The organism is Stenotrophomonas sp. Ps181 (genome assembly GCF_025697425.1).
Lineage (GTDB): Bacteria > Pseudomonadota > Gammaproteobacteria > Xanthomonadales > Xanthomonadaceae > Stenotrophomonas > Stenotrophomonas sepilia.
Genome location: NZ_JAHWBI010000004.1, coordinates 80746 through 95218, shown reverse-complemented (window position 1 = coordinate 95218; position 14473 = coordinate 80746). Strand labels below are relative to the sequence as shown.

General features: G+C 66.3%; 14 protein-coding genes. 8 read left to right on the top strand and 6 right to left on the bottom strand.

The genetic code is table 11. The features are described from left to right. The first annotated feature begins 85 nt into the window (after positions 1-85). Together KXV01_RS10410 and asd are read left to right on the top strand one after the other, a co-directional pair. Positions 86-736, top strand: coding sequence for an SCO family protein (locus tag KXV01_RS10410; RefSeq protein WP_049440828.1), 651 nt, complete (start codon positions 86-88; stop codon positions 734-736). After that, positions 733-1575 carry an archaetidylserine decarboxylase gene (asd, locus tag KXV01_RS10405; RefSeq protein WP_049414731.1) on the top strand — a complete coding sequence of 281 codons (843 nt, stop codon included), beginning with the start codon at positions 733-735 and terminating at the stop codon, positions 1573-1575. Before KXV01_RS10410 ends, asd begins: the two co-directional genes overlap by 4 nt. A 109-nt stretch (positions 1576-1684) precedes the next feature. On the opposite strand, the gene KXV01_RS10400 is transcribed toward asd, so the two are convergent. Together KXV01_RS10400 and KXV01_RS10395 are read right to left on the bottom strand one after the other, a co-directional pair. Next, the gene (locus tag KXV01_RS10400) at positions 1685-2032 is read right to left on the bottom strand and encodes a ribonuclease E inhibitor RraB (RefSeq protein ID WP_049414732.1); all 348 of its coding nucleotides are present in this window, start codon (positions 2030-2032) and stop codon (positions 1685-1687) included. Positions 2033-2055: 23 nt separating this feature from the next. Next, positions 2056-3666 (bottom strand): transglycosylase SLT domain-containing protein, encoded by a 1611-nt coding sequence (locus KXV01_RS10395; protein ID WP_111096887.1) that lies wholly within the window; start codon positions 3664-3666, stop codon positions 2056-2058. Between the two features lie 122 nt (positions 3667-3788). Between KXV01_RS10395 and KXV01_RS10390 the strand changes: the two genes are divergently transcribed. Both KXV01_RS10390 and greB read left to right on the top strand, forming a co-directional pair. Continuing rightward, on the top strand, positions 3789-5294 hold the full coding sequence (locus KXV01_RS10390; protein WP_099485963.1) for a helicase HerA-like domain-containing protein: 1506 nt from the start codon (positions 3789-3791) through the stop codon (positions 5292-5294). Between the two features lie 127 nt (positions 5295-5421). Then, positions 5422-5928, top strand: a complete 507-nt coding sequence (gene greB / locus KXV01_RS10385; RefSeq protein WP_005418006.1) for a transcription elongation factor GreB — start codon at positions 5422-5424, stop codon at positions 5926-5928. Between the two features lie 86 nt (positions 5929-6014). Here the strand turns inward: greB and KXV01_RS10380 are convergent, their stop codons facing one another. Both KXV01_RS10380 and rimO read right to left on the bottom strand, forming a co-directional pair. Next, complete coding sequence (locus KXV01_RS10380) at positions 6015-6839, bottom strand: DUF3025 domain-containing protein (RefSeq protein WP_111096886.1); 825 nt, start codon at positions 6837-6839, stop codon at positions 6015-6017. Next, positions 6836-8197: a 30S ribosomal protein S12 methylthiotransferase RimO gene (gene rimO, locus KXV01_RS10375; protein WP_049414740.1), complete on the bottom strand. Its 1362-nt coding sequence runs from the start codon at positions 8195-8197 to the stop codon at positions 6836-6838. Before rimO ends, KXV01_RS10380 begins: the two co-directional genes overlap by 4 nt. A gap of 206 nt (positions 8198-8403) precedes the next feature. On the opposite strand from rimO, the gene KXV01_RS10370 reads away from it, so the two are divergent. Genes KXV01_RS10370 through KXV01_RS10360 form a run of 3 tightly spaced genes read left to right on the top strand, consistent with a single transcriptional unit; the run spans position 8404 to position 9677 of the window. Continuing rightward, positions 8404-9075, top strand: a complete 672-nt coding sequence (locus KXV01_RS10370; protein ID WP_049414745.1) for a dienelactone hydrolase family protein — start codon at positions 8404-8406, stop codon at positions 9073-9075. Next, positions 9072-9494: an HIT family protein gene (locus KXV01_RS10365; RefSeq protein WP_049414742.1), complete on the top strand. Its 423-nt coding sequence runs from the start codon at positions 9072-9074 to the stop codon at positions 9492-9494. The genes KXV01_RS10370 and KXV01_RS10365 overlap by 4 nt, the downstream gene beginning before the upstream one ends. Before the next feature lie 15 nt (positions 9495-9509). Further along, positions 9510-9677 (top strand): DUF5668 domain-containing protein, encoded by a 168-nt coding sequence (locus tag KXV01_RS10360; protein ID WP_005418011.1) that lies wholly within the window; start codon positions 9510-9512, stop codon positions 9675-9677. A gap of 106 nt (positions 9678-9783) precedes the next feature. Here the strand turns inward: KXV01_RS10360 and dcd are convergent, their stop codons facing one another. Further along, positions 9784-10356: a dCTP deaminase gene (gene dcd, locus KXV01_RS10355; protein ID WP_005418012.1), complete on the bottom strand. Its 573-nt coding sequence runs from the start codon at positions 10354-10356 to the stop codon at positions 9784-9786. A 79-nt stretch (positions 10357-10435) separates the two neighbouring features. Continuing rightward, positions 10436-11290 (bottom strand): iron-sulfur cluster carrier protein ApbC, encoded by an 855-nt coding sequence (gene apbC / locus KXV01_RS10350; protein WP_049414747.1) that lies wholly within the window; start codon positions 11288-11290, stop codon positions 10436-10438. A 214-nt stretch (positions 11291-11504) separates the two neighbouring features. On the opposite strand from apbC, the gene KXV01_RS10345 reads away from it, so the two are divergent. Further along, the gene (locus KXV01_RS10345; RefSeq protein WP_049436234.1) at positions 11505-14294 is read left to right on the top strand and encodes a TonB-dependent receptor; all 2790 of its coding nucleotides are present in this window, start codon (positions 11505-11507) and stop codon (positions 14292-14294) included. Positions 14295-14473 lie beyond the last annotated feature (179 nt).

The following is a 14473-nucleotide window of genomic DNA, read 5'->3' as shown; positions in this document are numbered from 1 at the left end:
GCTGGCGCCCGCGGCGGCATCCGTTGCGGCGGAAACGATCGGGCCGCAGCCGGTATGATGGAGCCCATTTCGCGCGGGAGCCCCCATGTTCAATCGCAACGCCGGCATCATCCTGCTGATCGCCCTGGCCGCGGGGCTCGGCCTGCTCGCCGCCCAGCAGGTGTTCGCGCCGAAGCCGCCGGCCAACGCCCCGGCCACCGAAGCGATCACCCTGTACCCGCAGCCGCGTGAACTGCCCGACTTCAACCTGGCCCAGTCCGACGGCACCCGCCTGATCCCGGGCGAGCTGAAGGGCCACTGGACCCTGGTGTTCCTGGGCTTCACCTTCTGCCCGGACGTCTGCCCGACCACGCTGGCCGAGCTGGCCGGCGCGCAGAACCAGTGGGAAGCCCTGCCCGACAGCCTGCGCCCACGCGTGCTGTTCATCTCGGTCGACCCGGACCGCGACAGCGCCACCCGCCTCGGCGAGTACGTGCACGGCTTCCACAAGGACACCCTGGCCGCCACCGCCGATATCCCCTCGCTCGAGCGCTTCGCCACCTCGCTGGGCTTCGTGTTCCAGAAAGTGCCGGGCAAGCATTTCGACGAGAACGCCGAGGATTACACCGTCGAGCATTCGGCCAGCCTGGCCGTGCTCGACCCGCAGGGCCGCCTTGCCGGCCTGGTGCGCCCCCCGTTCAATGCGCCGGCGATCGCCCGCGACCTGCACAAGCTGACCGAGAAAACCGCCCCATGAGCCTCACCACCGCCCTGACGTACGCCCTGCCCCATCGCCTGCTGTCCTCGATGGCACGCTCGCTGGCGTACTCGGACGATCCGCGCGTGTCGCGCTGGCTGATCGACACCGTCACCCGCAAGTTCAACGTCAACCTGGACGAAGCGGCCAACCCGGACCCGCGCAGCTATGCGACCTTCAACCAGTTCTTCACCCGCGCGCTGAAGCCGGGCGCGCGCGTGGCCGATGCCGATCCGCGCAGTCTGGTGATGCCGGCCGACGGCCGCATCAGCCAGCTCGGCAGGATCGAGGCCGGCCGCATCTTCCAGGCCAAGGGCCAGTCGTTCACCGCCGCCGAACTGCTGGGCAGCGACGAGGATGCCAAGCCGTACAACGATGGCCTGTACGCCACCGTGTACCTGTCGCCACGCGACTACCATCGCGTGCACATGCCGTGGACCGGCACCCTGCGTGAAACCGTGCACGTGCCAGGACGCCTGTTCAGTGTCGGTCCCGCAGCCGTCAACGGCGTACCGCGCCTGTTCGCACGCAACGAGCGCCTGGTTTGCCACTTCGACACCAGCTTCGGCCCGATGGCCAGCGTGATGGTCGGCGCGCTGCTGGTGTCCGGCGTGGAAACCGTGTGGAGCGGCGAGGAGATCCCGGCCTACGGCGACCGCATCACCCGCAAGGACTACCGCGGCCAGGGCATCAAGCTGGAGCGTTTCGCCGAGATGGCACGCTTCAATTACGGCTCGACCGTGGTGGTGCTGCTGCCGCCGGGCGTGGCCGAGTTCGCACCGCATCTGGATGCCGAGCATCCGGTGCAGCTGGGCCAGGCGCTGGCAAAGCTGCGCTGACCGTAGATCCACGCGATGCGTGGATGAATTCAACGGGATGCCGGCCAGCGGCCGGCACTACCGGGTCTGTAGAGCCGAGCATGGGCTCGGCTCTACAGACGCAGGACGATTACTGCAGGACCGGTGCCGGGCCGACGTCCATGCCGTCGTAGTCTTCCACGCCGTGCTCCGCGGCCAGCGCCGCGAATTCCTGGTTGCGGCGGTCCAGCGAGGCTTCGTCGTGGATTTCCACGCGCTCCACGTGCAGCACGTGGAACGGCGCGTCCCCCTCTTCCGGCTCCTGCTCGAAGAGTTCCACGAACGTGTAGCCCTGCGCCTGCAGGTGCTGGGCCAGCGCCTGCAGCGGCTCGGCACTGGCGTGGACGAAGAAATACCCCCACAGCAACGGGCCGTTGATGTCCCAGTCGGTGTTCTCGCGGAGGTTGGCGAACAGGTTGCGGGTGGCTTCGAGGTCCATACGGATTCCAGTGGTCTTGGGAATTACTTGTCGCAGCCCTGCAGCTTCAGCGTCTGGCCCTGGCGCAGGCTGTAGGCCGGAGCCTTCAGGCCGTTGGCGCGGGCCAGGGTCGGCAGGTCGCACTGGAACTTCGCGGCGATGGCGCCCAGGGTCTCCCCCCGGCCCACCTTGTGGCTGCGCGCCGGCTTCGGCCGGGCGGCCGGCGCCGGGCGCGGTGCCGCCACTGCAGCCACCGGTGCGGTCGGCACGCTGGTGGATGCAGCCGCGTCGGCAACCGGCACCACGCCGCCCACCGCCACGCTGCCGGTGTAGCTGGCCGCGGTCGGGCGCTTGATCGCCGCGTTGAGATCAGCGGTGATCAGCGTGCGGGCGAGGTCGGCACGCGGACCACTGACACAATTTCGCTGGTACAGGCCGGCGATGCGGGTGGTGGCGTTGATCAGCGTACCGGCCGGAATCCAGCCATCGGCTTCATAACGCGGGTTGAGGTTGCGCAGCGCGCGCATGTAACCATCACGGGTGCCGTGGCTGCCCAGGCAGATGGTCAGTTCGTAGATGGTGGTGGACTTGGCCAGCCGCAGCGTGGCCGGCTGCGCGCTGATCTTCGGGAACTCCACGCCGTACTGCTGCGGGTGCAGGAAGATCCAGGCCGCGGCGATCACCATCGGCACGTAGTCCTTGGTCTCGCCCGGGAACTGGTTGTAGACGCTGTCGGTCCAGAAGCTCTGCCCACCGCTCTGCTTGAACACGCGCGCAGCACGGCCTTCGCCACCGTTATAGGCGGCCACCGACATTTCCACGTTGTTGTTCAGTTCACGCAGACGCTCGTTGAGGTAGCTGGCGCTGGCCTCGGCGGCGCTGCGCGCGTCGAAGCGGGTATCGAAGCCGGTGCCGTCCGGGCCCAGGCCGAAACGGCGGCCGGTGGCTGGCATGAACTGCATCAGGCCGGCGGCGCCGGCGCGCGAGGAAGCATGCACACGGCCATTGGATTCCTTGGCCATGATCCCGAACAGCAGCGCCTCGGGCAGGCCACGCTTCTCCCACTCCGGCCACATCACCGCGCGCAGGTTCTGGTAATTCTCGTAGCTGGTCAGCAGCGCCGGGCGCATGTCGGTCAGCCAGCGGCGGATGCCGGCCTGCACCGCCGGGTTGTACTCGACCATCGTGTCGAAGGCGTGCCGCTTGTCGTTCAGCAGCGCGGCAGCGCGCGCGGCCTCGGGCACGTCGGCGGTGAGCGGGCCGATGTGGTCCGGGTCGGCTTCCAGGCGGTCACCGCCCTCGTCGGCCACGTCATCGCTGGCGGCGGCATCGGCGTCGTGCTTGAGCAGCCGCTTGTAGCTGGCCAGCAGGGTCCCCATCTGGCAGCCCTTCTGCTTGACGCAGTCGTTGAGGACATCTTCCATGTCCTCCAGCGCGGCATCGGCCTCGTTGCTGCCCTTGGGATCGGCGTTGGCGACCAGCAGCAGGGCATCGCCGTAGCGCTTTTCGGCGGCGGTCATGCGCTGCTGCAGCGCATCCACCTTCACCTTGTCCCGGGCCGAAACCCGCTGTGCGTGGGCGTCGGGCGCCAGGGAAACCAGGCCGGCCAGGGCCAGCAGCGGCCAACCGCGGGAAATCAGGACAGGAACGGGCATTGATGGCACTGTGTGCGAAACAGGCAGGCAGAGTAGCGGCGCCGCCAAGGTCCGGGCAAGCCGACCTTCGGACCGTCACTGCCGGCGGTTAACATTGGACTATTCATCACAAGGGCTGGACCATGGATCCGATTCTGCTCGGCAAAGGCATTACCGACGATATTGCCGTCACCCTGCTGCCGAAACTCGGCAACCGCCACGGTCTGGTGGCCGGCGCCACCGGTACCGGCAAGACCGTGACCCTGATGACCCTGGCCGAGGGCTTCTCGCGACGGGGCGTGCCGGTGTTCCTGGCCGATGTGAAGGGCGATGTCTCCGGCCTGGCCGTGCCCGGCAGCGGCGCCGAGAACCTGCTCCAGCGTGCCGCCGAGATCGGCGTGGCCGACTATGCGCCGGCCGCCAGCCCGACCCTTTTCTGGGATCTGTACGGCAAGCTGGGCCACCCGGTGCGTACCACGGTCAGCGAGATGGGCCCGACCCTGCTGGCGCGCATCCTCGAATTGAACGACACCCAGGCCGGGGTACTCGACATCGTATTCAAGCTGGCCGACGACCGCGGCCTGCTGCTGCTGGACATGGACGACCTGCGCGCCCTGCTCGGCCTGGTCGCCGAGGAGCGCAAGGACATTTCCACCGAGTACGGCCTGGTCAGTGCGCAGTCGATCGCGGCCATCCAGCGTTCGGTGCTGCGCCTGGCGCAGGACGGTGGCGAGAATTTCTTCGGCGAACCGGCGCTTGAACTGGCCGACATCATGCGGGTCAACCACGACGGCCGCGGCATGATCGGCATCCTCGCCGCCGACCAGCTGGTGCTCAAGCCCAGGCTTTATTCCACCTTCCTGCTGTGGCTGCTGTCGGAACTGTTCGAGCAGCTGCCGGAAGTGGGCGACCTGGACAAGCCGAAGCTGGTCTTCATCTTCGACGAGGCGCACCTGCTGTTCGATGATGCACCGCCGTCGCTGGTGCAGCGCATCGAGCAGGTGGTGCGCCTGATCCGTTCCAAGGGCGTGGGCGTGTACTTCTGCTCGCAGTTCCCCGACGACGTGCCGGGCAACATTCTCGGCCAGCTGGGCAATCGCGTGCAGCACGCACTGCGTGCGTTCACCCCGCGCGACCAGAAGGCGGTGAAAACCGCGGCCGAGACGTTCGTGCCGAATCCGAAGCTGGACGTGGCCAAGGTACTGAGCCAGCTCGGCACCGGCGAGGCGCTGGTATCCACGCTGCAGGACAAGGGCGTGCCGATGCCCGTGCAGCAGACGTTGATCGCGCCGCCGCGCTGCCGGATGGGACCGATCACCGAGGCCGAGCGTGCACAGGTACGCGCCGGCAGCCCGGTCGGCAGCCGCTACGACACCGCGGTCAACCGCGAATCGGCCGCCGAGCTGCTGGCCCAGCGTGCACAGAAGACCGTCGAACAGGCCCAGGCGCCGGCCGCGCGCAGCCGCGAGCAGGACGACGCACAGGAAGGCGGGTTCGGCCAGGCCATCAAGGACGCGATCTTCGGCACCAAGCGCCGCCAGGGCATGATCGAAACCATGGCCAAGCAGACCACGCGCACTGTCGGCACCAAGCTGGGCAACCAGATCGTGCGCGGCATCCTCGGTGGCATCTTCGGCGGCAAGCGCTGATCTGCCACGGCCGGGGTCAGAGCCCTTTCCGCTGGAAAGGGATCTGACCCCAGGGTCGGATCCCTCCCGCCAGGGAGGGCTCCGACCCCGCTCCCCGTTCGTCATCCAGAAAAAGAAGCCGTATTGCATGTCCCGTTGGCGTCCCCCCGCAGAAAAAAGCACCGCCCTGATCACCGCCTCCGGGCATGCGCGACTGAAGGCCGAACTGGATGAGCTATGGCGCGTGCGTCGCCCGGAGGTGGTGAAAGCGCTCGCCGCCGCTGCCGCAGAAGGCGACCGTTCCGAGAACGCCGAGTACACCTACCGCAAGAAGCAACTGGGCGAGATCGACCGCCGCGTGCGCTACCTGACCAAGCGGCTGGAATCGCTGCGCGTGGTCGATACCACGCCAACCGATCCGCTGGCAGTGTTCTTCGGCGCGTGGGTGGAACTGGAGAATGTGGACAGCGGCGACACCAGCCGCTATCGCATTGTCGGTCCGGATGAGACCGATGCGGGCCTGGGCTGGATCAGCATCGATTCCCCCCTGGCGCGTGCGCTGCTGAAGAAGCGGCTGGATGATGAGTTCTCGGTGGAGCTGCCTGGCGGGCAGTTCACCTTTGCGGTGATCGGGGTGGAGTACGAGCCTGTGTAGCGTCGAGCCATGCTCGACCTCGCTGTCCATGCGGAGCCGAGCCCATGTTCGGCTGATGCGCCGCGCAGCCGAGCATGGGCTCGGCTCTACAACGGCGGTGGGTATGTGCGCCCCGCACGCAACGGGCGGAAATAATCGGCATTGCGATAGAAGGCGGAATCCTGCACGACATGCCAGCCGGGAATACCGGCCAATGGCAACGGCCGCAGCTGCAGCGGATCGGTTACTGCCCTGCCCTCGGCGATGGCCGCGGTCACCGCGTCAACACAGGCCGCATCGGCATCGCTTTGCACCACCACGCACTTGCCCACCAGCAATCGCCCCGGCAGCAGCGCCTGCTCCATCAGCGCATGCCCGAACACCGCCACGATGGCGATGTCGCCGCTGTGCCAGCGCGTCGGCTCGAACACTGCAGGCCAGTCATGCCCATCCCATGCGCGCAGCACAGTGCCATCGCGCACACGCACGATCACGCCGGCTTCGTCGAACTGGGTCAAGGCGGCCTGCGCACGGTTGCGCTGGCCGGGCGGCATCGCCTCGATATGCAGGCACTGCTGCACGTTGAGCGCGCGCTTCAGCTGCGGCTGGGAAGCCCACACCAGCGCATTGAACAGGTCGTGCCAGTTGCCGGCGCGGGTGGCGATGCGACCCTGCGCAATACGCTCCTCATAATGCAGGCCATCGGCCAGCAGCGCGGCGTCCTGTTCAACCAGGCGCTTGCCCGGCACGGCCAGGCGTGCATCTAGCGCCGCGATGGACGGCCACGCGGTGCCGTCCAGAAGGTCACGGAAGTCATCAAGTCCGGCAAACAGCGGATGCTCGAACCGCCGTGCAGCTACCGCCGCACGTGGCGGCGGTACGAAGCGCCGTGAACCGCCGCCGTTGCCGGTGGCGGCCGTCGCTGCGGTCACAGCACCTTGAGGTCGAACGCCGGACGGGGGGCGGCCGCCAGCGCGTCACCGTACAGGTCGTGCTCGTCGCTCTCGGTGATCTCCACGTCGACGAATTCGCCCACGCGCAGCGGCACCTGGTCGGCATTCTGGATGTGCACCAGGCCGTCGATCTCCGGGGCATCGGCCTTGGAGCGGGCCACGGCGATATCGCCTTCGATGGCGTCGACCAGGCACTGCTGCACGGTGCCTATCTTGGCTTCCAGGCGTGCGGCGGAAATCTGCGCCTGCTTCTCCATGAAGCGGGCCAGACGCTCCTGCTTCACCTCTTCCGGCACGGCGTCAGGCAACTCGTTGGCGGTGGCACCCTCGACCGGCGAGTAGGCGAACGCACCGACGCGATCCAGCTGCGCCTCGTCGAGGAACGACAGCAGTTCCTCGAACTCGGCTTCGGTCTCGCCCGGGAAGCCGACGATGAAGGTCGAACGCACAGTGATGTCCGGCGCGATACGGCGCCAGTTCTGCACGCGCTCCAGGGTCTTCTCCACCGCGCCGGGGCGCTTCATCAGGCGCAGGATGCGCGGGCTGGCATGCTGGAACGGGATGTCCAGGTACGGCAGGATGCGGTTCTCGGCCATCAGCGGCACCACTTCGTCCACGTGCGGATACGGGTAGACGTAGTGCATGCGCACCCACGCATCCAGCTCCGACAGGCCTTCGCACAGCGCCTTCAAACGGGTCTGGTAGGCCTTGTCGCGCCACATCCTTTCGGCGTACTTCACGTCCACGCCGTAGGCCGAGGTGTCCTGCGAAACCACCAGCAGCTCGCGCACGCCGCCACGCACCAGGCGCTCGGCTTCACGCAGCACCTCGTCGACCGGGCGCGAAACCAGCTTGCCGCGCATCGACGGAATGATGCAGAAGCTGCATTTGTGGTTGCAGCCCTCGGAAATCTTCAGGTACGCGTAGTGCCGCGGAGTCAGCTTGATACCGTAGTCGGGCACCAGGTCCACGAACGGATCGTGCTTGGGCGGCAGTGCTTCATGCACCGCTTCCATCACGCTCTGGTAATCCTGCGGGCCGGACACCGCCAGCACGTTGGGGTACGCCTCGCGGATCTGCTCCGGGCGCTTGCCCAGGCAGCCGGTGACGATGACCTTGCCGTTCTGGTTCATCGCCTCGCCGATCGCGTCCAGCGACTCGGTCACCGCCGAATCGATGAAGCCACAGGTGTTGACCACCACCACGTCGGCCGAATCGTAGGACGGGACGATGTCGTAGCCTTCCGAGCGGAGCTGGGTGAGGATGCGCTCGGAATCGACGAGGGCCTTCGGGCAGCCAAGGCTGACGAAGCCGACTTTGGGGTTCAGCTGGGACATGGAAATCGCGGGACTCTGGGGGCCTGGGCCCCTGCCGGCATGGCAGGGGGTCCTGGGGGCCGGGGCCTGAAAGGGCGCCAGTATACCGGGGTTGGCGGCGTCGCTCTGAACGGCCAGCCGCCCGATCGCGCACAGCCACTGACACCGCGCTAACCCGCGCAGCAACGACAATGCAGCCCTGTCCCCTGCAACGAGAGTAGATGACGATGGCCGAATGGATCACCCTGGATACGCATCACGGCCCGGTACGGGCGTGGCAGGCCCTGCCGGAAGGCACCGCGCGCGGCGGCCTGGTGGTGGTGCAGGAAATCTTCGGCGCCAATCCGCATATCCGCAGCGTGGCCGAGCGCTTCGCGGCGGAAGGTTATGCGGTGCTGGCGCCCTCGTTCTTTGACCTGCTCGATGGCCCCGACGCCGATCCGGACGCGCTGCCCTACGACGCCGAAGGCGTGAAGCAGGGCCTGGAACGGGTCGGCGCGCTGGGCATGGAGCGGGCGCTGGAAGTGGTCCGCGCCGCGGCCACCCGGCTGGCCCCCTACGGCAAGGTCGGCACCGTCGGCTACTGCTGGGGCGGTACGGTGGCGATGCTGTCCGCAGTGCGCCTGGGGCTGCCGTCGGTCAGCTACTACGGCGCACGCAACGTCCAGTTCCTTGATGAGACACCCAAGGCGCCGGTGATCTTCCACTTCGGCGCCCAGGACCGCAGCATCCCGCCGGAAGCAGTGCAGGCCCACCGCGAGAAGCTGCCGCAGATGGCCACCTACGTCTATCCGGCCGATCATGCCTTCAACCGGGAGGTCGGACATGCGTATGATCCAGACAGCGCCGCCCTGGCGCTGCAACGCACCCTGGACTTCTTCTCGGAGCATCTTGGATGAGCGAATTCGAACTCGATTCACGCCTGGCCACCGATAGCGTGCTGGTGGCGGAAGGACCGTTGTCGCAAGTGCGACTGATGAACGACGAACGATTCCCCTGGCTGGTGCTGGTACCGCGCTTGGCCGGGGTCACCGAGTGGATCGAGCTGGACGGCGAGCAGCAGGACAAGCTGCGCACCGAGCTCAACCGCGCCTGCAAGGCCCTGAAGGGCTCCGACGGAGTGGAAAAGATCAACATCGGGGCGCTGGGCAATATCGTGCGCCAGCTGCACTTCCATGTGATCGGCCGCCATGACGGTGATCCGGCCTGGCCGGGCCCGGTCTGGGGCAGCGGCCCGGCGCACCGCTACGAGCCGGCGGCGCTGGACCAGCATGTCGCCTACTGGAAGGAACGGCTAGGATATCCGGCCCTGTCCTGAGCCTCCGCCGACCCGATGCGATTCAACCTCGTTGCCGCCGTCCTGCTGATCCTGATCGGCCTGTTCATGCTCGCCAGCAATCTCGGCTGGACGCACCTGAACCTGTCCAAGCTGCTGCTGACCTGGTGGCCGGTGGCCCTGGTGGGTGTCGGCATCGCGATGCTGTTCGGTCGCGGCAAGTAAGGAAGGCGGCGCATTGCGCCGCCTTCCTTCATGTAGAGCCGAGCCATGCCCGGCGGCCCGGCATTGAAGCCGAGCATGGCTCGGCTCCACAAATCGCCTGCGATCTTCAGGTCCGCGGCAGGGTCACGCCGGTCTGGCCCTGGTACTTGCCGCCACGGTCGCGGTACGACGTCTCGCAGATGTCATCGGCGGCCGCCTGGAAGAACAGCATCTGCGCCACGCCTTCGTTGGCGTAGATGCGCGCCGGCAGCGGCGTGGTGTTGCTGAATTCCAGGGTGACGTGGCCTTCCCATTCCGGCTCCAGCGGCGTCACGTTGACGATGATGCCGCAGCGCGCGTAGGTGCTCTTGCCCAGGCACACCACCAGGGTATCGCGCGGAATGCGGAAGTACTCCACGGTACGCGCCAGCGCGAAGCTGTTCGGCGGGATGATGCACTCATCGCCGACGATATCCACGAAGCTGCCCGGATCGAAGTGCTTGGGATCGACGATCGTCGAGTTGATGTTGGTGAACACCTTGAACTCGCGCGAGCAGCGCACGTCATAACCATAGCTGGACGTGCCGTAGCTGACGATGCGCTGGCCGTTGGCCTGCTTGACCTGCCCGGCCTCGAACGGCTCGATCATGCCGTGCTGCTCGGACATGCGGCGGATCCAACGGTCACTCTTGATGCTCATGCTTTGTCCTGGGGGATACGAGGGGGCGCGAGGATTCTAGCAGGGGGCCGGCCTGCGCCGGCGGCCCCTGCACCTGCACTTACAGCAGCGAGGACAGGATCGGGATCGAGGCCCGCGGGCGCTTGCCGACTTCCTCGATCAGGCGCTGCGCGGCATGGCGGTAGGCCTGGGCCGGTGCCGAATCCGGCTGGGCCACGGTGATCGGCGTGCCTGCATCGCCCTGCTCGCGGATGCCGATCTGCAGCGGCAGCGACCCCAGCAGCGGCACGCCGTACTGCGCGGCCATGCGCTCGCCGCCGCCCTCGCCGAACAGGTGCTCGATGTGCCCGCAGCTGCTGCACGTGTGCACCGCCATGTTCTCGACGATGCCCAGCACCGGCACCTCGACCTTCTCGAACATCTTCAGCGCCTTCTTCGCATCCAGCGTGGCGATGTCCTGCGGCGTGGTGACGATCACCGCACCGGCCAGCGGAATCTTCTGGGTCAGGGTCAGCTGGATGTCACCCGTGCCCGGCGGCAGGTCGATCAGCAGGAAGTCCAGGTCGTCCCACAGGGTATCGTTGAACAGCTGGGTCATCGCCGAGGTGGCCATCGGGCCGCGCCAGATCATCGGGGTGTCTTCTTCGATCAGGTAGCCGATCGACATGGTGTCCACGCCGAACGCACGCAGAGGCTCGATGCTCTTGTTGTCCGGGCTTTCCGGGCGGCCGGACAGCCCCAGCATGGCCGGCACGCTGGGGCCGTAGATGTCGGCGTCGAGCACGCCCACCCGCGCACCGAGCTGTTGCAGCGCCACGGCCAGGTTCACCGAGGTGGTGGACTTGCCGACGCCGCCCTTGCCCGAACCGACCGCGATGACATTGCGGATGCGGGCATGCGGCGCAAGTCCCTTCTGGACCTGGCTGGCATGGGGACGGCGGGGAGAACTGTTCACAACGAGCACCGGCGGAGTCAGGGGGATAACCCAACATCATACAAGCTGGACGTAACCTGACTGAAATTCAGGATTGCGACGGATTCGTGCACAGATTGTTAAGTTCATGTTACGTTCGATCAGCACTGTTTTGAGCTGCGGAGCCCGCTGTTCCGGCCCGCGCGATGGCGCATGCGCAGTGCCGTTTTTGTTTTTTGCTCTCCATTGGAACTACATGAAACACGTCAGCAATACCGCACGTCGCAACACGCTCGCCGTCGCCCTGATTTCCGCTCTGATGGCCGCCGCCCCGGCAATGGCCCAGGACAAGGCGACCAACCTGGACAAGATCACCGTCACCGGTTCGCTGATCCCGCAGACCCAGGTCGAAACCCAGACCCCGGTGATGTCCATCACCGCCGAAGACATCCAGACCCGCGGCTTCAGCAGTGTTGCTGAAGTGCTGCAGCAGTCATCGCTGACCACCGGCGGCCTGCAGGGTGGCCAGACCTCGGGTGCGTTCACCCAGGGCGCCGAAGCCGCCGGCATGTTCGGCCTGAATCCGGGCTACACCAAGTACCTGATCAACGGCCGCCCGATGCTCTCGTATCCGGCGCTGTACAACGGCAGCGAGTCGTTCAACAACATCAGCGGCATTCCGATCGACATCGTCGAGCGCATCGAAGTCCTGCCGGGCGGCCAGTCGTCGCTGTACGGCTCGGACGCGATCGCCGGCGTGGTCAACATCATCCTGAAGGAACGCATGGACGGCGGCACGATGTCGATCCGTGGCGGTACCTACACCGAAGGTGGTGGCAGCAACATCCGCTTCAGCGCCGCCAAGGGCTTCAACGCGTTCGACGACCGCTTCCACGCGCTGGTCAACGTGCAGATCGAGAACGGCAGCCCGATCTGGGGCTACCAGCGTGACATCACCAAGCAGAACAACCCGGTCGGTTACACCGCGCAGCTGCCGTCGAACGACTTTGCCGTCATCGGCAACGCCGACAACAAGCTGTACATGATGGACCCGACCCGCTGCGCCAACGTGGCAGGCCTGTACGACGGCACCACCACCGTCGGCAAGCGTGCATCGGGCGAATCCTGCGGCTCGGTGTACAGCGCCGGCTACAAGACCCTGAAGAACGGCAAGAACAGCGGCCAGTTCTACTCGTCGATGACCTTCGACGTGAACGACAACTTCCAGCTGTTCGCCGACGTGCTGTACAGCAAGGAAAAGACCGAGTTCACCTCCGGCTCCAGCGCCCTGTGGTGGGGTACCAAGTCGGTGATGGGCGGCTTCTACGACCAGGGCCTGGGCAAGGTCGTGAACCTGCAGCGCGCCTTCGCGCCGGAAGAAATCGGCCCGGGCCACTACAACAACATCCTGAACTCCGATGAGAGCCGTTCCTACCAGGTCACCCTGGGCGGCAAGGGCATGGTCGGCGACTGGGACTACAGCGCCAGCTTCACCCGCGGCGAATACCGCCTGGACCAGAACCGCTTCGCGCGCTGGAAGGACAAGATCGAAGGCTTCTTCGGCGACACCGTGCTGGGCCCGCGCCTGGGCACCACTGCTGATGGCTTCGGCATCTACAACCCGAACTACACCGCCTTCTACTCGCCGATCACGCCGGACCAGTTCGCCAGCTTCACCGGCTATGGCACCCACCGCAGCAAGACCTGGCAGAACCTGGGTCGCGTGCAGGTGACCAACGGCTCGCTGTTCTCCCTGCCGGGCGGCGACGCCGGCCTGGCCGTCGTGCTGGAAGGTGGCAGCGAGGGCTGGGACTACTCGCCCGACCAGGCCTTCGTCGATGGCAACGCGTGGGGCGCCAGCGCCGTGGCCGGTGCCGGCCACCGCAGCAACTACGCGGTGACCAGCGAACTGCGCATGCCGGTGTTCGAGTCGCTGACCGTCAGCGCCTCGGGCCGCTATGACGCCTTCAAGATCGCCGACAAGACCGTCGACAAGGCCACCTACAGCATCGGCCTGGAATACCGTCCGGTGGAAAGCCTGCTGCTGCGCGGCAAGTACGGCACCGCGTTCCGCGCGCCGACCCTGTCCGATGCCTTCCAGGGCATGAGCGGCTCGTTCGCCTCCGGCCAGAACGACTACTACCGCTGCAGCCAGATGGGTTACGCGCTGCGTGACGAAGCCTGCTCGTTCTACAAGACCACCTCGGTGTACAGCGAAAAGTCCGGCAACCCGGACCTGAAGCCGATCACCGCCGACGTGTGGAGCGCAGGCGTGGTGTGGGCCCCGGTGAGCAACTTCTCGCTGTCGGTCGACTACTACAACTGGAAGATCAAGAACGAGGTCAAGACCCTGAGCACCGACCAGCTGCTGCTGGCCGAGTACCAGTGCCACAACGGCCTGCCGAACAACACCTCGGCCAGCTGCCAGAACGTGACCGACTGGGTGACCCGCGACGCCGGTGGCAACCTGACCCGCGTTTACACTCCGAAGCTCAACGTGGCCAGCCAGAACCTGGAAGCGGTGACCGTCGGTGCCAAGTACCAGCAGGACCTGGGCCGCTTCGGTTCGCTGATGTTCTCCGGCAACTACACCAACATGCTGAAGCGTGAAGTGGTGGCCCTGCCGGGTGCGCAGAAGCTGGACCTGCTGAGCGATCCGTACAACATGTGGTACTACGACAACTTCGCCAAGGTACGCGGCGACGTGTCGGTGGGCTGGGCCATCTCCAAGTTCACCACCACCGTGTACGCCAACTACGTCGGCAGCACCCCGAACTACCTGGCCTACACCGGCCGCAGCTATGACTACGTCCACGCCTCCGGCGCCAAGGCCGGCAAGTGGGGCTCGTACACCACGTACAACATGAGCCTGAACTACCAGGCACAGGACGATCTGACCCTGTCGCTGATGGTCAACAACGTGTTCAACAAGCTGCCGGAAGGCCAGCGCTACAACTACCCGGGCAACGAATCGACCCCGTTCAACGACGGCTTCTACAGCGTCTACGGCCGTCAGATCTCGGCCCAGGTCAAGTACGACTTCTGATCCCGTCGTATTCCGGACGCCGTGTCTGGACCAGGCCCCGCTTCGGCGGGGCCTTTTTTTTGGGCACCACTGCGCTCCGCCCCCCGGTCCGGCCTATAGCAGAAAGTGTGATCCACAACGCACAAACGTCCGGGTTACCGGGAACGCTGATCCAGGACAACACATTGATCTACAAGGCA

What these genes read in the sequence shown, in the direction of transcription:
- KXV01_RS10345 (WP_049436234.1), top strand. Translation starts at nt 11,505, where the DNA reads ATGAAACACGTCAGCAATACCGCACGTCGCAACACGCTCGCCGTCGCC.
- asd (WP_049414731.1), top strand. Translation starts at nt 733, where the DNA reads ATGAGCCTCACCACCGCCCTGACGTACGCCCTGCCCCATCGCCTGCTG.
- KXV01_RS10390 (WP_099485963.1), top strand. Translation starts at nt 3,789, where the DNA reads ATGGATCCGATTCTGCTCGGCAAAGGCATTACCGACGATATTGCCGTC.
- KXV01_RS10370 (WP_049414745.1), top strand. Translation starts at nt 8,404, where the DNA reads ATGGCCGAATGGATCACCCTGGATACGCATCACGGCCCGGTACGGGCG.
- KXV01_RS10360 (WP_005418011.1), top strand. Translation starts at nt 9,510, where the DNA reads ATGCGATTCAACCTCGTTGCCGCCGTCCTGCTGATCCTGATCGGCCTG.
- greB (WP_005418006.1), top strand. Translation starts at nt 5,422, where the DNA reads ATGTCCCGTTGGCGTCCCCCCGCAGAAAAAAGCACCGCCCTGATCACC.
- KXV01_RS10365 (WP_049414742.1), top strand. Translation starts at nt 9,072, where the DNA reads ATGAGCGAATTCGAACTCGATTCACGCCTGGCCACCGATAGCGTGCTG.
- rimO (WP_049414740.1), bottom strand. Translation starts at nt 8,197, where the DNA reads ATGTCCCAGCTGAACCCCAAAGTCGGCTTCGTCAGCCTTGGCTGCCCG.
- KXV01_RS10395 (WP_111096887.1), bottom strand. Translation starts at nt 3,666, where the DNA reads ATGCCCGTTCCTGTCCTGATTTCCCGCGGTTGGCCGCTGCTGGCCCTG.
- dcd (WP_005418012.1), bottom strand. Translation starts at nt 10,356, where the DNA reads ATGAGCATCAAGAGTGACCGTTGGATCCGCCGCATGTCCGAGCAGCAC.
- KXV01_RS10400 (WP_049414732.1), bottom strand. Translation starts at nt 2,032, where the DNA reads ATGGACCTCGAAGCCACCCGCAACCTGTTCGCCAACCTCCGCGAGAAC.
- KXV01_RS10410 (WP_049440828.1), top strand. Translation starts at nt 86, where the DNA reads ATGTTCAATCGCAACGCCGGCATCATCCTGCTGATCGCCCTGGCCGCG.